The sequence below is a fragment of the Vibrio atlanticus genome (assembly GCF_024347315.1).
GTDB lineage: Bacteria > Pseudomonadota > Gammaproteobacteria > Enterobacterales > Vibrionaceae > Vibrio > Vibrio atlanticus.
The window spans coordinates 1,981,368-2,001,058 of sequence record NZ_AP025460.1; the positions used below are offsets into that span (position 1 = coordinate 1,981,368).

The 19,691-nt window shown below is 43.6% G+C and carries 15 protein-coding genes and 1 pseudogene; 4 read left to right on the forward strand and 12 right to left on the reverse strand.

Annotated elements, in window-relative coordinates; translation table 11 throughout:
- Positions 1-150 precede the first annotated feature (150 nt).
- A complete protein-coding gene (locus OCV30_RS08870; protein WP_065678697.1) occupies positions 151-1,659 on the forward strand; it encodes a DUF3360 domain-containing protein in 1,509 nt (502 codons plus the stop codon).
- 115 nt (positions 1,660-1,774) lie between these two features.
- Here the strand turns inward: OCV30_RS08870 and OCV30_RS08875 are convergent, their stop codons facing one another.
- Positions 1,775-2,701 carry a hypothetical protein gene (locus OCV30_RS08875; RefSeq protein WP_065678698.1) on the reverse strand — a complete coding sequence of 309 codons (927 nt, stop codon included), beginning with the start codon at positions 2,699-2,701 and terminating at the stop codon, positions 1,775-1,777.
- 299 nt (positions 2,702-3,000) lie between these two features.
- Positions 3,001-3,137, reverse strand: a pseudogene (locus tag OCV30_RS22890) (alpha/beta fold hydrolase); the annotation flags it as partial.
- Between the two features lie 71 nt (positions 3,138-3,208).
- On the opposite strand from OCV30_RS22890, the gene OCV30_RS08880 reads away from it, so the two are divergent.
- The 3 genes from OCV30_RS08880 to OCV30_RS08890 all read left to right on the forward strand — a co-directional run bounded on the left by OCV30_RS08880 (position 3,209) and on the right by OCV30_RS08890 (position 4,870).
- Positions 3,209-3,466 carry a hypothetical protein gene (locus OCV30_RS08880; protein ID WP_017107803.1) on the forward strand — a complete coding sequence of 86 codons (258 nt, stop codon included), beginning with the start codon at positions 3,209-3,211 and terminating at the stop codon, positions 3,464-3,466.
- 65 nt (positions 3,467-3,531) lie between these two features.
- On the forward strand, positions 3,532-3,654 hold the full coding sequence (locus tag OCV30_RS08885; protein ID WP_017109721.1) for a hypothetical protein: 123 nt from the start codon (positions 3,532-3,534) through the stop codon (positions 3,652-3,654).
- A gap of 316 nt (positions 3,655-3,970) precedes the next feature.
- Complete coding sequence (locus OCV30_RS08890) at positions 3,971-4,870, forward strand: HNH endonuclease (protein WP_065678699.1); 900 nt, start codon at positions 3,971-3,973, stop codon at positions 4,868-4,870.
- Between the two features lie 209 nt (positions 4,871-5,079).
- Here the strand turns inward: OCV30_RS08890 and OCV30_RS08895 are convergent, their stop codons facing one another.
- The 10 genes from OCV30_RS08895 to OCV30_RS08940 form a co-directional block, all read right to left on the reverse strand.
- Complete coding sequence (locus OCV30_RS08895) at positions 5,080-6,690, reverse strand: ADP-ribosylglycohydrolase family protein (protein ID WP_065678700.1); 1,611 nt, start codon at positions 6,688-6,690, stop codon at positions 5,080-5,082.
- Positions 6,691-7,332, reverse strand: coding sequence for a DarT ssDNA thymidine ADP-ribosyltransferase family protein (locus OCV30_RS08900; protein WP_083994588.1), 642 nt, complete (start codon positions 7,330-7,332; stop codon positions 6,691-6,693). It lies immediately after the preceding gene.
- Entirely contained in the window at positions 7,329-8,723 is a 1,395-nt protein-coding gene (locus OCV30_RS08905; protein ID WP_065678702.1) for a 3'-5' exonuclease, read from the reverse strand. Before OCV30_RS08905 ends, OCV30_RS08900 begins: the two co-directional genes overlap by 4 nt.
- 245 nt (positions 8,724-8,968) lie before the next feature.
- Positions 8,969-11,410, reverse strand: a complete 2,442-nt coding sequence (gene pheT, locus OCV30_RS08910; protein WP_065678703.1) for a phenylalanine--tRNA ligase subunit beta — start codon at positions 11,408-11,410, stop codon at positions 8,969-8,971.
- A gap of 18 nt (positions 11,411-11,428) precedes the next feature.
- Positions 11,429-12,412, reverse strand: a complete 984-nt coding sequence (gene pheS, locus OCV30_RS08915; RefSeq protein ID WP_004734764.1) for a phenylalanine--tRNA ligase subunit alpha — start codon at positions 12,410-12,412, stop codon at positions 11,429-11,431.
- Between the two features lie 311 nt (positions 12,413-12,723).
- A complete protein-coding gene (locus tag OCV30_RS08920) occupies positions 12,724-13,833 on the reverse strand; it encodes a GGDEF domain-containing protein (protein ID WP_017109718.1) in 1,110 nt (369 codons plus the stop codon).
- 236 nt (positions 13,834-14,069) lie between these two features.
- Positions 14,070-15,302: a hypothetical protein gene (locus tag OCV30_RS08925; RefSeq protein ID WP_065678704.1), complete on the reverse strand. Its 1,233-nt coding sequence runs from the start codon at positions 15,300-15,302 to the stop codon at positions 14,070-14,072.
- A 9-nt stretch (positions 15,303-15,311) separates the two neighbouring features.
- Positions 15,312-16,133 (reverse strand): outer membrane lipoprotein-sorting protein, encoded by an 822-nt coding sequence (locus tag OCV30_RS08930; RefSeq protein ID WP_065678705.1) that lies wholly within the window; start codon positions 16,131-16,133, stop codon positions 15,312-15,314.
- Positions 16,134-16,177: 44 nt separating this feature from the next.
- Positions 16,178-18,721 (reverse strand): efflux RND transporter permease subunit, encoded by a 2,544-nt coding sequence (locus OCV30_RS08935; RefSeq protein ID WP_083994589.1) that lies wholly within the window; start codon positions 18,719-18,721, stop codon positions 16,178-16,180.
- A 121-nt stretch (positions 18,722-18,842) separates the two neighbouring features.
- Positions 18,843-19,628: a TetR/AcrR family transcriptional regulator gene (locus OCV30_RS08940; protein ID WP_017109714.1), complete on the reverse strand. Its 786-nt coding sequence runs from the start codon at positions 19,626-19,628 to the stop codon at positions 18,843-18,845.
- Positions 19,629-19,691 lie beyond the last annotated feature (63 nt).

Here is a 19,691-nt window from a genome sequence, read left to right on the forward strand (position 1 = left end):
ATTTGTTTTTTTTGGTTTGGTATAAGGTACTAACAACTAAATGTTAATGAATTTTTAATGATAAGTTGACGCATTGTTTTCACTTCATGCCGTGAGTCAACAACGTTTGTTGGAATAACACACCTCAGAGTGTGAACGAAAGGAATCAAAATGAGCACTACTTTAGAGTCCGCACATATACAAACAGAGAAGCCTCAAGTCCATGAGGATGAACTCACCTATGAACAACAACACAAACCAAGCTCGGAATTTGATTCCCGAGAACAGTATTTAGAGCACGAGTTACAAATCATGGCGCCTAAACGTTGGCGTCCCAATTTGCCGTTTAAAGATTATCGATTTGAAATAGAAGACACCATCCCAGCGATGGCGGCGACCATTGGCAAGATTGTTATGGTGGGTGCCATTGCAGCCACCTTTGCCGGGGCGCTAGGGCTAAATGAAGGCTTTATTTTAGAAAACGTTCGTTATGAACTGCTCATCGCCTCTGTTTTCATCATTCTTTTCTCTGGCTTTCTATTGCCGACCGCGAACCTTGCAGGTACACACGGCCCACTCATTCCATTAATTCCGATTGTGGTTGCAGCTGGCGGACACCCTATGGCGTTTGGCCTGTTAATTGGCGCTTTTGGTTTACTCTTAGCCATCAGTAAAGGTGGCAGCATGTTGGCCAACCTTACCAGTAAAGGCGTGTGTGGCGGTTTACTGCTCTACCTCGGCTTTGTTGGCACCGCCTCTCAAGTTAAGAAGCTGTTCGCTTGGGCTGACGGAATTGGCATGAGCCATATCGCTTTTGTCGTGATCTTCTGCACCATCATTTTGTACGCGTTATTGGAACATTTCCGTAAGCGTTGGTTAGCCGTCCCTCTTAGCTGCTTGCTGGGTGGTACGTTAGCGTTTGCCATGGGCGCGCCGTTTTCTTTTCAAACCGAGCCAGGTTTACCCAACATGAACCCTATGTATTGGTGGGGAGAAGATACAGGTTGGATGTTAGGTCTACCGACGATTGAACACTTCATGGTGGTATTGCCGTTTGCGATTTTAGCCGTAGCGATGTGGTCACCAGATTTCTTAGGGCATCAAGTATTCCAGAAGATCAGCTACCCAGAACGTACCGAAAAAGTACACATGAACATTGACGATACCATGACCACAGCTTCAATTCGCCAAACGTTCGGTTCTCTGCTCGGTGGTACTAACTTTACGTCTTCATGGGGTACTTATATCGTACCGGCGGCGATTGCTAAACGCCCTATTCCTGCTGGTGCATTGCTTACAGCTCTGTTCTGTATCATCGCCGCAGTTTGGGGTTACCCGATGGATTTAGCTATCTGGCAACCGGTACTGTGTGTCGCGCTGATTGTTGGAGTATTTGTGCCATTGCTAGAAGCTGGAATGGAAATGACGCGTGAAGGGAAAACCACCCAGTCGGCCGCGATTGTTGTGTTTTCTTCAGCACTGGTTAACCCTGCATTTGGTTGGGCTCTCACCATGCTGTTAGATAACTTAGGCTTAGTCGGTTGTAAAGAACGTAGTAGTGAGCTTAGTAAAATGAGCCGTTGGGTGTTGCCTGGAACGATGTTTATTGTGCTAACTGGTGTGATGGCGTTGGTTGGCCTTCTACCGGGGATTCCGGCGATTATCCCGAGTTTTCGTTAAGCTCGATTAATATTGAGTTTTAGTCGGAACACAAAAAGGCCTCGCACACGCGAGGCCTTGTTTTATCTAAGTATCAACGAGCGAACAGCGAAGAAATTTACGATGGTAAACCAAATCAACTAGAGAGCCATTCATCCAGTACTTTGATGAATTTAGGGTTGATGAGATAACCGATGGAAGCGTGCGGATTGCTTTTTCCGTTTCGAATATTGAGGTTATAAACTGGGTAGATGTCTTTCATTCCGCCGGGTATCAGATCCAGTTTGAGCATATCTTTAAAGTCATTTCTAATTTTGCTGTCATGAGAGATAAAATCATCTTCTGCCGATATGTTTATCCATTGCTGAATGTTTAAAGGGTACTTCTTCTCATCTTTCAAGCGACTCCCTTTTAGCCTATCTTTTACGTTTTCATCTCCTAACGGCGACCCGAGCGTCAGCAATAAGTTGACCTTCTTGTCCGCACCATAGTCGTGTCTATACTCTCCGTAATGAGACAGCTTCCACAACACGTCATAACTGATCATCGACCCGAGACTGTGCGACACAATCATCACATCATCTTGATTATCGAGCGCTTCCTTCAGTTCAACCATTATCCTTTGCCTAACATCGCTGCCGAAATAGGTATCTTCATACCAATAATGTGCCATATCTGGCGCGACCTTGGTTATAAGTGTCTCAGCCACACCCAGCTTTCCAAATAGCGATGAAAAGGTATCTGCTAGCGCCTCTTTTAGAAAACCAATTTTAGATACCTTGTTATACGTTGTTTTATTGAATTGGCTTGTCTTGTACTTTTTGAGTTCAGACAGCGCTTGTTGTCGACTTGCAGGGTCTTCCGTTGGTTTCTCTAACAATGTGTTTGATAGTTCTCCGTAATAGACAAACCGTTTATCGACATCTTTAAAAGCTTGTAATGAACCTGAGTCTTCACAATCTCGCTGTAAGCCATGTTCTATAGCCTCGTACCAAAGTGCTTGAAGGGGAGCTTTATCGGGCTTTTGAGCGCGACCATGAATGAATATTATTTTCTTAGCCATAGCAGCACGTCCTAAACACATAGTTAAAGTGATTATCAGTAGAAAGTACCTACCAGATTCGGTCAACCCTTACTAAGAACAGCAGCGTTAATGACGTATCTAGAGGTGGTTGATAGATCATTTATATAACTATGAGGCACAAGTTTAAGGACCATAAACGAGTGAAAAATACGATCATTACTCGCAAATTAGGAATGAATGTAGCTAGCAAAACCTCCAATTAACAAAAGGTCCTGTACACGCAAGGCCTTTGTTATATCTTCTAAGGGTTACCACTATCCTTTGACAGCTATAGCGCCCTACCTTACTGACTTAACCGCTTTCATCAACGTTGTATTGAGCGGTTCTGGTTGATCTAGTATTGGGAAGTGGCTGAATCTTCGATGTAGTAAAGGCGGTAGTCCTTGATATGCTTCTTGTTTGCTTCTGTTACAGTTAACGTTAAATTTTTCTTGCTAAAAAGGTAGAAAAGTTTATAGTATTTTTTAGATGAAGTTGAGAATCGATATGTCATTACAGAAGAAGCAACCTAAAGTATCACTGAACATTAAAATCTCTTCAGACTTGGATGCTCGCCTTAAACTAGCGAGAAAAGCAGCGCGTGAACAAGGGCTAATGTTCAATGTATCTCAAGAAGTTGAAAAGTTTCTTGAGAAGGAAATAAAGAAAGTGGAACGCCAGCTATCAATCGATGAAGCGATTAAGAATAATCTCGAGGAACTTGGTGGGCTTAATATAGATAAAATAATGAAATCAATGGATTAATCATAATACCGACATGTATTGATTCACTTTTGAATGACGAACGATAACTAATTTTGGAGATAATTATGGGCACAATAATTGGACTGTTAATTTTGGCTGGTATCAGTGTATTCCTAAAGCGCCAAACGGGACTTCATTTGCATGAGTGGATTGCAAAGAAATATAAAGACTCTCAAGACAAAAAGTAATGGACTCTATCAGATTGACAGGCTCCATCGATTTAACTTAAAAAACTAAGGCCCCGCAATCTCGAGGCCTTAGTTTTATCTATAGAATGATTACAACCGCCTTACTTCACTGATTTCACCGCTTCCATCAAGGTTGCGTTGAACAGCTGTGATTGCTCTAGCATTGGGAAGTGGCCTTATTTGCAATGTAGTAAATGCTGTAATCTTAGATGTATTTTTATATCGAACAATCTCATCCTGATTTGACGGCTGTTCAGGATTATAAACAACTCCTAAGTTAAAATGCAGAAACGCTAATTAAGAAGTAAGGCAAAAAATGTCACGCAAAAAATTTATGGAATCCTACGGTGCAACGAACCGAAATGCACGGTATGGGTGGGCTTTTGTTAATCACGAAAAAAAAGAAGTTTATTTTGGTGCGTGGGACGTCAATACAAACCGAGAAAGATCGTTGATTTTTTCTATGGACTGGGAGTTCAACAACGACGGACGTAGAGTTAATGCGTTTGGCGAAGCTCTCGAGTACATCAAGTTGGTTGAAAACGAAGGATATTCATTAAGAACATTTCCAATAATCTGGGATGAAGATAACGACAGTTATTTAGACACAGGCAGTGCCAAGATAAAAGAGTACATAGAAGAAGTCTCTGAGATGTCCCTTGAGGTAATTAGCAGCAATTACTATGCGATTGGAAAGCATAACGTAAAGTATTCAAAAATGCCTTCACCCAACGTAGCACAAGACGTCAACATAATATTCGGTACTACCATCAATAAGACAGAACGTGAAAGTCTAGTTCTCTCGCGTATTGGGCAGGGGCGATTTAGACAAAACGTTATCAGCTCATGGGGGAATGGTGAGTGCTGTGCGCTAACGCTTACAAGCGTACGCGAGATTTTAATTGCATCTCACATAGTGCCTTGGTCCAAATGTGAAAGTGATGAACAGAGACTTGATGGCGCAAATGGCATACTGCTTTGTGCTCATATCGATAAACTTTTTGACGCCCACTTGTTGACCTTCATTAAAAAAGGTTCAAAGTACATATCCCAATTATCACCCAAACTAAATATTTCCTTACTGAAAGGTTTAGGTATTCAAAGCGGAGAAGAACTTTGCGCTGAACAACTTAGCGAAATTGAGCGTGAACGCTTTGAAAGATATTTAGACGCGCATAATAATGAGTTCAACGTCAAAGTCTCACAAATAAATTAAACTAACATCGACTCAACGATAACTTCCCGCAGAAAAAAGGCCTCGCATTCACGAGGCCTTAGTTTTCTATATCTAATTGGTACTGTAGCACTACTTCATTACTTGTTCGCTTTCATCAACGTTGGGTTGGACTACGATGGTTGCTCGAGCACTGAGAAGTAGCCAGAGTCATAACCAAACAATCGGTGACCAAACCTGTTTGATGAAAACTAGTTTTCACCCAATTCATTAGCAATGATAGAGCTATACGCTATTACACTTTCGATAGAGTAGTTTTTCTTATTAGCTAAAATTTTTATGTGTTTCCCAATAATCTCATCATCATAATTACACTCTCTTGCTTCTTTAATGAGCGACTTCATATCATGGACGGTATGATTTTGTTTATTGTATTCGTTACTCTCAGTTACTGAAGATTGATAATCAGAATCACTAGATAACAAGTGTGATTTAGTATCTGGAAAGGAGGCTAATTGATTATCCGGAAAGCTAGGAAAAAGCCGCCTTTTAAGTAAAATAGAGAAGCCCTGTTGAGTTGAGTACCACTTATACAGGTGTTCTTTTTTCTTATCTTCAAACGCATCGGATAATGGTGTTAACTCACCAAACAAAGCAATCGCCAACTTATTATTCACGATTTCACTATTATCCAATGATGAACGGGTTGGAAACCACGTTAAAGCATCAGGATACACAAAAGAACTGACTTCTCTTCGTGCACTTAGTTCATACATCCTTTCAGCTTCTCTAATGATGTAACCCGAGTCTTGTATGTGTCCAACAGGCGGCTTGTTTAAGTACACTCCATAAAGAGCGCCAAACATAGTAGCAATAGTATCAGTATCTGTATGAAGCTCATTAACTATGTCGACTAATATAGCTTTCGGGTCGTTCAATCTATAACTCTTAACGAGTAGTAATGATGCCGCGAGAGCAGTCTTAGAGCCGGATCCTCTCTGCGCTTCATCTTTTAGCCCTAACATATCTGATAGAAGTCTATAATCCAATTTTTCAACTAACATCCATTTAGAAGCTACTTCCAAATCAGCGAGTAACTCATCAGTAACAGCAGAAAAAGCCTCATCCAAAGTTTGACCAGTTTCAGCCTCCCACTGATGAGACCAAAACGTTTCTAACATATCATCTTGCTTAATGAAGAATGACGCTCGACTACAAATTAGAGCATCATCTTTGAGTGTATCTAAAGAAACTTTTTCTTGACGAAGGACCCTAGCTAGCGATAACGAGTGTAAAATCGCACCAGCGATGGCTCTTGGGTGACCATGAGTGACAATAGAGTTTTTTATAACATCGATGATATACGTTTCTAGGTCACTTAAATCTGGCGCAGACCATACATGAGGTTGAACTCGCATTGCAGCCCCATTTCCTCCACCGTTAACATATTTTCCACTTTTATTCGCATAGAAGTTTGAATACCAATTCACCGATTTTTTTATTAGGTTATTCGTCGCTACCTTCGTTCCTCTACCTGCCCCCAAAGCGTAACTTAACCAAACTGGCAACTCACATTTAGCAAAAGCCTCTACATCAAAATAACCAGCTCCATTTATGGCACGCGAAGTACTAAGACGAAGTTGAGTATCATCTGAATATGTACCCTGCGGAAGCTGAACTTGGGTACCATAAATCCCATCTAATTTCCTTCTCCATGAGACAGTATCAAGAATAACTTCAGAGCCTACACGTGTTTTTATGGTGTTTTTTGAGTTTGCTAGCTCAGTAATAAACCCCAAAGCATCAGCATAAGCAGCCCAAAGTGCAGAATTAATGGTAGCTTCTCTTCTAAAGTTGCTCATCTATAAACCTTTGAATTTATTATCATTAACTTCTATTTTAACGTCTTTTAGACTTTCATCAAATGACAAAGCTGCATTTACCAGAGCAAAAGTATTTTCATCACGAACATATAACTTAGTTAAATACTTTAAAGCGATATCATTAGGATATAAGACTTCGGCTTCTTCACAAGTAGTCCAACTCTTGGGTAAACTAGCTTCCCTTCCTTTTGTCCTACCACGCTTTCCGACGACTTGAGTGTCAAAAAGCTTATTTAAACCTACAATACCTTGCCCGCGCACACATTCATTCCGATAAATATTGTTTGTTGTTGTAAAAACAACTTTTTCATGAGTAAGTATTTCACTATCAAATGCCAATATAACCCAGAAGTCATATTCTTCTCTATGCCAACTCTGACTGTAATCAAAGAAGCTTGAATTTATCCTAGATATCGAAAGATTCACATATGAAGTCCACTGAGGATCAGAGCGATACTTGGAATTATACTTAGTGATATGCTCGAGAATCTGTTCTTTATGTAGCTGATCTCTTGAAACTAGTTTATTTAACGAGAATATACCCACTAAGCCATAGTTGGTAGTGAAGTGCAGAACCTCTGTGATTCCCCGTTCAGATACAACTTTATCAACAGTCATCATAACTCCAAATACTCATATGCATCTCTATCAATGAGACTCAAAACTTTTGGCTTGTCCCCACTTTTATATCCTAAAAGCACAGAACGTTTAGCTCGTGTGATTGACACTGTTAATAATTTACAGATGTTAAGGTATGAATCAGATTCAATATCTTCATCGTATCGAAGAAACTCGTCACTCAACCCCAACAAAATCACATGATCAAACTCCAAGCCTTTGGCTGAGTGCATAGTAGACAAAACTACATTTGTATTAATCTCAGGCCACTCAGATGACTTCGTTAAGTTCGCGAAAATAATACCACTATTTCTCAGCCTAGCTTTCAAGTAACCCTGAGTTTTCTGAGACTTGGCTAAAAAACACACGGTTTCATTACTTAAATCAACTTTTGTTTTTATAAATTCAATAGCGAAATCTACTTGTTGGTTATATAAGCCAGAAACCAACTTCGGCAAATCTCCTGAAACAGTACAGCTATCATAATTCGGCACCGTACCGTCTGCATCAATACCAATTCCTTTAAGAAGCTGATAACCCAATCGCGCTATTTCAAAGGTATTCCTATAGTTTTTTTCAAGCCTAAAGGAATTTTGGGGTCTTATCTCTAAACCAACTTCTCTCCATGTGAACCCTCTATTATATATTTTTTGAACTGTATCTATAACAAACGTCCCGTGAGATTCCGAATGCAACATTGAAACCACCGTTCTTAGCTCATTCGCAGAGAAATCTTGAGTTTCATCCGCAATAATTATGTCGTATTTGTCTTCTAAATGACCTGCTGGATATTGATTAATATCATTCCAATCGACTAAGTTATTTGCTTTTTTGTAAGCTTGGTATGGACGTACAACATCATTTAAAATTTTCTCTCGCAAAGATCTCTCAACTCGAGGTGCAGCACCGCGTCCAACACGGACGGCATCTAAATAAAGGCTTAATTCGTCTTCAGGAAATCTACCTAATATATAATCGACCTCTGAATATAAATAGGTCAAGTCTAAGCCGTAGGTATCTGGTATTGAGAAGTTGGAATCCTCTATATTGTGGACTAATGTCATTTTTTCGATATGCGGATAACGGTTTCTACAATACTTAGCTAGAGTTTGCACCTCAATATCGATGTCCTTACCTATATCTTGTGCCAGTTGCCTAACATATGAGCTCAAAGTTGTATTAAAAGTAAAAACCATTGCCTTTATAGGCCTGCTCTCTTGCCTATTTCGTAAGCGGTTACTTTTATGGAAAGCGATAGCGAGCCTAAGCATCAGCAGAGCTACTGTCGTTTTACCACTTCCAGCCGCCCCTCTTATGACTCTATTCATTGGGTGAGGAGTCGCAAAGAGCTGTCTTTGCTCGTGAGTTGGTTCTATTTTACCAAGAGGTTTCAATTCAACCTTTCCTTATACATTAGATTTATTAGCAAGTAATTGAATACCATGAAATTAAGAACCACACAACAACCTGATGAATAATATGGGTACTAACTATAGAGCAGCCATCAAATATACGAAAATCAGGGAGACGTAACTCGCAAACGACTAGGTCAACGCTTATTGACTAATTTGATCTGTACCCTAACAAACAAAAAGGCCTCGCAATGCGAGGCCTTTGTTTTTCTATCTATCAGAAGAAATTAGTCGCGAAGTGCTGCGCCAAATTTCTCTGAGATTGAAGCTACGATAGCATCTACTGAACCAGCGATGTCTGCATCTTCAAGTGTTCGCTCTACAGACTGTAGGCTAAGTGCGATTGCTAGGCTCTTCTTACCTTCTTCAACGCCTTGACCAACGTATACGTCGAACAGTTTAGCGCCTGTTAGGAATTCGCCACCAGCAGCAATACACGCTTCAACGATGTCGCCAGAAGCAACTGCTTCGTCAACAACTACTGCGATATCACGACGGTTTGCAGGGAACTTAGATACGGCTACTGCTTCTGGAAGCACGCGAGTGTTGATAGCTGCCCATTCGATTTCGAATACGATAGTACGGCCGTTAAGACCAAACTTACGCTCTAGTTCTGGGTGAACAGTACCAATGATACCCACTTCTTTGCCGTTAGCCATAATCGTAGCCGATTGACCTGGGTGAAGTGCTGGGTTGCGCTCTTTTGCTTCAGAAGAAAGAGCTTTGAAGCTGTATGCGATTTCGTTTGCAGAAAGCTCAAGAACGGCTTCTAGGTCACCTTTAAGATCGAAGAAATCTACAGTGTTAGTTGCAATGTCCCAGTGCTCTTCGCCACGAGTACCAGAGATAACGCCCGCAAGCATCATTTCTTGGCGCATGCCGTTTTCAGCCGCTGCTTCAGGGATGAAACGTAGGCCTGATTCGAATAGACGAACGCGAGACTGTTGACGCTTCTGGTTGTGAACAACTGTGTTTAGTAGACCTTGGATTAGGCCAAGACGCATTGCTGACATGTCCGCAGAGATTGGGAATGGCAGGATTAGCGGCTCAACACCAGGTACAACAAGTTTTTGCTGCTCTGGTTCTACGAAGCTGTATGTGATTGCTTCGTGGTAGCCACGGTCTACAAGAAGGTCACGAACGCGCTTAAGCGGTTGGTTAGCTTCTTTGTGGTCATTCATTTTAAGTGCCGCTTTAGGCGCTTGGTTTGGAATGTTATCGTAACCGTAGATACGACCTACTTCTTCAATTAGGTCTTGCTCGATTGCGATATCAAAACGCCAAGATGGAGACGTTGCCGTCCAGCCAGCTTCTGTCGTTTCCGTATCTTCTACAACAGAAACAGTACAACCTAGGCGAGTAAGAATTTCCACTACGTCTGTAGATGGGATTTCGTGACCTAGTAGGCTGTCTAGCTTAGCGCGACGTAGAGCAACTACGTTTGCTTTAGGAAGATCAGCTTCAGATTCGCTGCCGTTTACTGGCGCAACTTCACCACCACAGATTTCAACTAGAAGCTGTGTTGCACGCTCCATTGCTGCTGCTTGAAGTGTTGAATCAACACCACGTTCAAAACGTAGAGAAGAATCTGTGTGAAGACCGTAAGCACGTGCACGACCACGGATGTGATCCGGTGCGAAGAATGCTGCTTCAAGAAGTACGTCTGTTGTTTCAGTAGTAACACCTGAATCTTGACCGCCAAAGATACCAGCAATTGCTAGTGCTTTGTTGTGGTCTGCGATAACAAGCGTGTTGCTGTTTAGTTCAGCTTCGTTGCCATCTAGAAGTGTTAGCTTTTCGCCCTGCTCTGCTAGACGAACCACGATACCGCCTTCGATCTTAGCGAGATCAAATGCGTGCATTGGTTGGCCTTGCTCTAGCATCACGTAGTTTGTGATGTCTACAACTGGGTCGATTGAACGGATACCACAACGGCGCAGTTTTTCTTGCATCCAGATTGGAGATTCCGCTTTCACGTTTACGTTCTTAACCACACGGCCAAGGTAACGTGGACAAGCATCAGTTGCTTTGATTTCAACAGATACTGTGTCTTCAATGCTTGTTGCAACAGCTTCAACTGTTGGCTCTGTAACGTCTGCGCGGTTTAGTACGCCAACTTCACGAGCAAGGCCACGGATGCTGAAGCAGTCTGCGCGGTTTGCTGTTAGGTCTACGTCGATAGTTACGTCGTTAAGCTCAAGAAGCTCACGTACGTCCATACCTAGCGTTGTGCCTTCAGGCAGCTCTAGGATGCCGTCAGACTCTACGTCGATACCTAGCTCAGAGAAAGAACAAAGCATGCCGTGCGATGGAACGCCACGTAGTTTTGCTTTCTTGATTTTGAAGTCACCAGGAAGTACTGCGCCAACTGTTGCTACTGCTACAGTTAGGCCAAGACGACAGTTAGATGCACCACATACGATGTCTAAAAGCTCTTTATTACCGTCTACATCAACCGCGCCGATATCGATTTTTGTAACTTGTAGTTTGTCTGCGTCTGGGTGCTGACCGCACTCAACCACTTTACCTACTTTAACGCCGGTGAATTCACCAGCAACAGGTTCTACATCGTCAACTTCCAAACCAGCCATAGTGATTTGGTGAGCTAGCTCTTCGCTGTTAATTGCAGGTTTAACCCACTCGCGTAGCCAAGATTCACTGAATTTCATAGTTTTGACTGCCCCGGATTACTTGAATTGTTTAAGGAAACGAAGGTCGTTCTCGAAGAACGCACGAAGGTCATTTACGCCGTAACGAAGCATCGTTAGACGCTCTACACCCATACCGAATGCAAAACCAGAGTATTTCTCAGGGTCGATGCCAACAGAGCGAAGTACGTTAGGGTGAACCATGCCACAGCCTAGAACTTCTAGCCATTTGCCATCTTTACGTTTCACGTCAACTTCAGCTGAAGGCTCTGTGAACGGGAAGAATGAAGGACGGAAACGCACTTCAACTTCTTCTTCAAAGAAGTTACAAAGGAAATCGTTAAGAATGCCTTTAAGTTGTGCGAAGTTTACGTTCTCATCAACTAACATACCTTCCACTTGGTGGAACATTGGCGTGTGAGTTTGATCGTAGTCGTTACGGTAAACACGACCCGGAGCTATGAAGCGGAAAGGCGGTTTGCCGTTTTCCATCGTACGGATTTGAACACCAGAAGTGTGCGTACGTAGCATTAGATCAGGGTTGAAGAAGAAAGTATCGTGATCAGTACGAGCTGGGTGATCGTCTGCGATGTTTAGTGCATCAAAGTTGTGGAATGCATCTTCGATCTCAGGGCCAGACTCAGTGCTAAAGCCAAGCTCACCAAAGAACTGTTCGATACGCTCAACTGTGCGTGTAACTGGGTGAAGACCACCGTTCTCAATGCGACGACCTGGTAGGCTCACATCGATAGTTTCTTCAGCTAGTTTCGCTTCAAGCTCTGCACGTTGTAGTGCGTCTTTGCGAGCTGCGATCGCTTGTTGAACAGCACCTTTCGCTTTGTTGATCTCTTGACCAGCAGTGCGACGCTCTTCAGGTGGAAGTTTACCTAGGCTTTGTAGTTGAAGAGTTAATTCACCCTTCTTACCTAAATACTGAACTCGCACTTCATCAAGTGCGACTAACGAATCTGCTGTATCAATAGCAGTCGTTGCATTAGCAATGATCTCTTCTAGATGTTGCATCATTTCCTCATCTACCAGTTGGTAGTGTCCGTATCGGATGATTAGTTTTTTTAGATAGCTACACATAGTAATCAAACACGCTACCAATGCCAAATTGAATCGCTAAAAGAGCAAGTTATTGACTAAAAACACGGCAAATTTAACAGGATATTAATGAGGAGTAGGAAGAAGTGGAACAATTACTGGTACCACTCCTTAATTTGGAAGCAAATAGCGCTCAAAAAATAAAGCGAGCTAGGTTTTAGGTTTAAAGTGAACTGAGCGCTAAAACTGACGAGAGCTATGGTTCTAAATCTTAAGTAAATCGAGATCTAAATCTGAATCGAACAAACGCTATTCTTCCCCGCGTTTTTCGCTAAATAAACGGACTCATCAGCCGCTTTAATCAATTCATTCATGGTTTCGAATTCCTGGGTCATTTCAGCCACACCGACACTAATGCTGCCAATCCAAGCTTGGTTGCCGGTCTCGACCTCTAATTCAGACACTTTCTGGCGAGTCGTTTCTGCGATGTGCATGCCCCCTTTAAGATCGGTATCAGGGCAAATCACCAAGAATTCATCGCCCCCTAATCGGCACACAATATCATCATTACGGAATGTGTTTTTCAGTTCGCGCGAGAGGGTTTTTAGCACCAAATCACCTGCATCATGGCCACTGGTATCATTAATGCGCTTGAAGTGGTCGGCATCAATCATAATGCACACCAAAGGCACGCCAAGTTCTTTGGAGTCTTGCCAATGTACAGCCAACTGTTTAAAAGCACAGCGGCGGTTAGGCAAATTAGTGAGTGAGTCTGTTAAGGACAGTTCTTCAAGTTTCTTATTCGCTTGTTTTAATTCTGCCGTACGCTCCTCAACTTTGTCTTCGAGTAACTGGTTGAAGCGTAACAACTGTTTGTTGCGTTCAGAGACCTGCTCAAATAAGCCTTTAAGCGCGGCTAGTAAAGGGATGGTTGACGAGTCTTGCTGCTTTTCTTCTGCTTCAAAGGCTTGGAGGGGTGTTGCGCCCTCTTCTATCGCGGCCACTTGTCGCGCCATGTTTTGGTCGATGCCAAGGATGTGATAAGCAAGCCAATGAATGAGGAAGTCCAGTAGATGACGTGCTGACGCCTGATCTTCTTCCAAGATGAAAGCTTGCATGCTGTAGATATCTTGCATAAACACACGATGCACTTTGATGTGCTCTTCAATGTGTAAGTCATAGAGTCCGCAATCTCTCATCAAAGATTCTTCTTCTTTAAAGTGAAATTCGGCATAGCGAGTGAGATCGAGCAAAGCGACGCTCATGTCGTCTATGGAGATCGTATTCTCTGACAACAGGTTTCCGTAGTGATTGATAAAACCAACAAGGTATTGATGTTGTTCGTCTACGACACCAATGCCTGTTTCAAAGTTTTTATCCCAATTAAATGAATTCATAAATCCCTTAGGGCCGATACCACCAGCACAACTTACATGCATATTCGGAGGTTATAGAGGTTCGAAAAATATAACCATCTTACCTATAGGGCTATTCGATTGTTTGATCCACTTTATAAAAAGACGACGTTGAACATTCTAAATATGGCTCATCTTAAATTTGAGACGTTCCCCTTAAGAAGAACGCCTCACGACGCTAATATTAACTTTTTGGAAATGCTCACTTTTTGTAAAGACTAAAAGTAGTATTCCAACGCCATCTCAACAAAGTCGTCCTTACGCGCAAAGAACAACAAGTCTTCTGGGGTTTCGTTCTCAAACAACCAAGCGTTCAATCGCCACTTGAGGTTGTTGTTGATACGGCTTGATGCTTCCAACTTGGCACTGTAGACATCGCTGTTATCTAAGTCTTGAGTAATGCCCGTTAATACCTCAGTTCCGTCTTCATCGTTCAAGGCGAAACGCGCGCCAAGGAACACATCGTTTTGGCCGATGGTTTGGGCGTTATTGCCTCGGCTGTCATACAGGTATTCAGCAATGAAACCGATGTCCCAATACGATTCAAGCGCCCCAACCCATGTGTATTCAAAGCCTGTCGCGACGCCAGTGTGGTTGTCGTAGCTGTCGCGATAAATACTTTCAAGCTTCCATAACCAGTCGCCAATAATGCCTTGCACATCTAGTCCGAAGTGCTGCATTTGCGCGTAATACGGCTTGAGTTCATTGCCTTCTACACGATAATAAGGGTCGCGATTTGTGCCGCCTAAGTAGCTTAAACCGACATCCCAATCGCCGTACATTTGGCTATAGCGCAGTGCTACATCGACGTGCTTTTCTTCTCTCGAAGATTCGTAAAGTGCATCATCCGCAACAGGCACTGTCGGCCTTAAGCGACCTTCTTCCCCAGCGAAGGTACGCTCACGAAAATACGGCAGTAGCATGGCATCTATGGTTCCCCAGTCTTTGATCGAGGTGAAGTGCACCATAGGCTGACCTAACTTAGATTCACCATCGACCGATTCAATAGCATCGGTTTGGTTTACCACATCCACCAAGTGCGCCGATTCGGTTACGCCCCAGAACACCTTACCAACACCGGCTCGCAGTTCGTAATCGTCCCAATAATTGAGATACAGAGCTTCACGAACGTCGCCATGGGTTCGCTCATCATCTTCGCTGTCTAGGCGGTAAAACAGGGTGAAGGTAAAGCTGCCGTTGCCCTCCTCTTGCTCCCAGTAAAACTCTGGTTGCAACACCAATGAGCTTTGTCCTTTATCTTGCCCTTGCAAACCGTCACTAAAGAACTGCCTGTGTTCGAGGTTAATCTGCCCTGCGAGTTCTGGAGTGACTTGTTCTACGAACTCAGAGCTAAAACCAGCCGCCACACATGGCAACGACACCTGCATTAGCCCAACTGTCGCTGCCAAGGTTAAAGATAACTGCGTTCCTGTTAACACAATCCTTTTCATATTCTTGCCTTACTTTGCACGTTTAAGTGTATTTTTTTGAAAATCCTTGTCCTTAAGACCGGTCTGGAAGGCTAAATCTGTCGTGGTTAATACCGTACTTTTGCCTGTTTGGTGGTTTTGCATCGACATAGTGTGTGCGCGCCAGTATTGGTTTAGGTATTGTTTGTAGTCTTGGAACGACAGGGTTTTGAGCAATGCGCCTTTACGGTCGTAAAACTCCACTTGAACTGGGCGGTAATATTGTTGGTCTAGCCATACCTTTTGCATGGTGTAGCCAGAGTTTTTATCGGTCGGTACTTGCTCCAATACAAAGGTATCCACGCCTTCAATTTTGGCGTCTTCAATGTAGTTGAAGGTGTACTTTCCTAACTCGAACGAGCTCAAGTCTTCGTAAGCAAATTCACTGCCCATAAACGGGCCCGATTTGTTGCGTGAAGAGATACGTTTTACACGCTTCAATGCAGGCAAATACAACCATTGATCATCCGATTTAGTGATGTGTGAATGGTTTAGGAAAGCCGTGCCTTTTACGTCGCGTGGCTCATCAAAAATAGTCAGCCCTTTATCACCATCGTCATCCACTTCTAACGATTTCAATCGCATTAGGCGTGTGCTGCTTTCTCCTTGTTTGTTGCGAAGTAGCATTTCCATGGTCGCGACAGAATCGCCCCAACCCATATCAACGGCTTTACGTTGCTCGGCAATCTCTAGGCCTTTCGCAGGGTCGGCTAATGCAGGGAAAGCGGCGAATGTGCCTATTGTTAAGGTGCCGACGCTTAATGAGCTGACAGTAAGTAATGTAGTAACGAATGTTTGTTTAACGCTTTTCATAAATTTCTCCTTGAGTCAGCCCACCGCAGCAGGCTGACGATTCCTTATTTGGTCGATGTAGTTAGTTCGGCTGTTGAGCTAGGCTGTGGCTTGGTGTCTGGCTTTGATCCGTGCTGAGTTTTAACTGCATAGTGAGTCTGTTTGTCGAAGATCATCAGCAAGCTTGGTAACAAGATGAAGTCGACCACCAGCGCAATGAAAATCACAATTGCGCTGAGTAAGCCCATGTCGGAGTTGAGTCTGAAGCTCGACATCGCCAGTACAGAGAAACCAGCTACTAACACGACCGTGGTGATCCACAGTGCGCGACCTACGGTGTGGAAGGCGTAACGAACGGCTTCTTCTGCTGATTTCCCTTCTAGTCGTGCTCGTTGGTATTTACTCAAGAAATGCACCGCATCATCGACCACGATACCCAATGTAAGCGTGACTACGACCGACAAACCCAAGTTGATTTCACCGGAGATCAGCGCCCATAAACCAAAGCCAATAATTGCCGGGGCAATGTTTGGCACTAGGCTGATCACACCCAAGCGAACCGAGCGCAATGCGAAGATCATCAAGCCTGAGATAAGCACTAAGGTGATAGGCAGAGTTGATAGCATGCTCGCCATGTTGGTTTCGCCAATGTGAGCAAACATCAGAGATGGACTGGATGCGACTACTTCATACTGCGGCGCATTAGCGGCAAACCATGAGTAGATGCGCTCTTCGAGTTCCACCAATTCCACACTGCCTAGGTTGTCGACCGTGAGTACCATTTTGATCGATGATTTATCGACGTTGATCTGGTTGTTCAAGTCCAAGCCATACGGCAGAGACATCTCGTAAAGCAGTAAGTATTGTGCGGCGAGTTCACGGTTAAGTGGCAATTGGTAGTAGCTATCGTCATCGCCATGCATGTTCTTATTCAAACGCATGTAAACATCGGAAAGTGTGGCCACATGGTCGGTTTCTGGTTGTACGCGCAGCCAATTGGTAAAGTCACCAATCGCTTGCAAAAACACAGGATCAGCTATCGCTTGAGACTCATTGGTTTTCACCGCAATACTGATGGTCGTCATGCCACTTACGGTCTGTTCCATGAAGTCTGCTGCTTGTCTGAATTCACTTGAGGTATCGAAATACTTCACCGATTCATCATTCACTTTGTTCAATGGAATTAACGCGGCTGCGCCAACGATCACTAGCGTAGAAATAGGCAGCAGTGCTTTGCGGTTCGCTACGACAAAATCACCCAGCTTATCCATGAAAGTGACTTTGCTTTCCGCTGCTTCATTGGCTGGCAGAGTCTTCACTGGCAAGAGCTTTAACAGCGCAGGAAGCATGGTCACGGATAGGAAACACGCGATGATCACGCCCAATGCCGACAAGTTACCGAAGTCTCGCAATACTGGAGAGTCCGACATATTCATCATCAAGAAGCCAATCGCGGTGGTGACCGAAGTAATTAAGATCGGCATCGCATTAAGCTTGATACTGTATTGAATGGCTTGTGCTTTCTCCATCCCGCGCTGCATCGCTTGTCTCATGGTCACAATCACGTGAACACAATCGGCAACGGCAAGGGTTAATACCAAGGTTGGAACGTTAACCGTCGCGGTGCTGAGGAACATCCCTGCCCAGCCAGACAAACCCATGGTCGCGACAATCGACGAGATAATCACAACTAAGGTAGCCACCACGCTAAAGAACGAGCGCAACATAAAGGTCAGGAACACCAATACCACCAACAGCATTAACGGCACGAGCGTTGAGCTGTCTTCTTGAGCCGACATCATAAACGCGTTGTTCATGGCAATGATGCCCGCTTTATGGAATTCGACATTCGGGTAATCGGCTTGGTACTTGGCGAGCATAGTATTGATAGCCGCGATCACTTCTTGCACTTCGGCAGTTTTATCCACTTCAGGCAATTGCACGGTGACGTTGACAATCGTCACGTCACCAGAGGCTGACACTAGTGCGTTTTTAAGCAGTGGCTCGTTGAGGGCGATCTGTTTAACTTTGGCAATTCGCTCGGGCGTGTGCTCGTATTCTTCATACAGCAGATCTTCGACCAAGAGGTCGTCTTCAACGGCTTCAGTATGCTGATAATTGGCCAGCGAATCGACACGGCTTGAGTACGGGATCTGCCACGCATCGACCGTGAGGTTTTGAAGCAAGGTAAGAGTTTCTGGGGTGAAGACATTGCCATCTTCAGGTGCAACAACAATCGCGAGGTTGTCGGTTTTCGCAAAGGTGGTTTGGATTTCGTCAAACGCCATCAACTGTTTGTTGGTGCCTTCGAAGAAGATGTTGTAGTCCCCTCTAAAGTAGAGGTTCTTCGCACCAAAAGCAGAAAGCATGATGATTGAAAAAACCACCAGCAAAACGATAAACGAACGCTTGGTCGGTATTGAGTGCCAACTGTTATCCAGATTATGAGCCTGTTGACCTGAGTTGAACGATTGACTAGTTGAATCAGGGTTACTCATTAAATCAGAGCTATTAGCTAAATTGGGCTTCTGGCTGTCATGTTCCATCACAGTCTCCATTTGTGACGATTCGTCATAGTTGTGTCTTAAAAAGCCAGCCGAAGCTGACAAAAGACACAATTCTTAGTCATACACTCAAGAAAACCAAAACCACGTTAGGCTAAACTTAAGTTTATGACGAATCGTCACAAATGGTTATTAATAAACCCACATGAGTGGGCTTAATGGAAGCTTATCGACCTACTGATTCTAAGTAGGTGATTTCTTCACTGAACAGTTCTTGTTCTACACGACGCCAAGTTTTTCGGTAATCCCAATCGCTAGAAAGGGGTTGCCAATTTAGGCCGTCTAGAAGCATGTTCGCGTTATGTAATACTGAATACGGGTCTTGTAACCGCTTGATACAATGACTGTTTGATGCGTTCTGCGACAAGGCATTTGAACCAAATGCGATTGACCAGTTTGCAAACACGATGGCATCTGAACCCACACCAGAAGAGAACTTTAGGTCACCCGCTTCTACTGCTTGGTTAACCATAGAATCGGCTTGTTCAATCACCAATTCTTCCAGTTCGTTCATCTCGGTTACACGTGCACTAGACGCTTTCTCTAGTACCCACGGGCTTTTCGCCATGATCGCACAAGTTGATAGTACCGGTTCCATGCGAGCATAGATTCGGTAAGCAACGTGCAGTGCGACGATCTTTTCGCGTGTGTTGCCTTCAAACTCTCCAGAGCGAGCAAACATCAATGCCTCGGCCTTTAAAGAATGAATACACAAAGCTAAAACCACATCTTCTTTGCTGCAAAAGTGATTGTATATCGTACCTTTAGAATAGCAGCTCGCAGCCGTCAGTTTATCCATCGTGAGGTTTCCGAACCCTTGTTCTCGAACCAGATCTTTTGCTAACAACATCAATTCTACTTCTCGGTCTGCGATAGACTGCTGCTTTTTAGACAACACGCCTTTGCAACCAAAGATACCTTGTTTATCGCCTTTACAACTAAAGCCAAACATAATTTTTCAGTCCGTATATGAGCTTAGCCGTTACCTAAGCTTCGCCAGTATTTAAAACGCTCC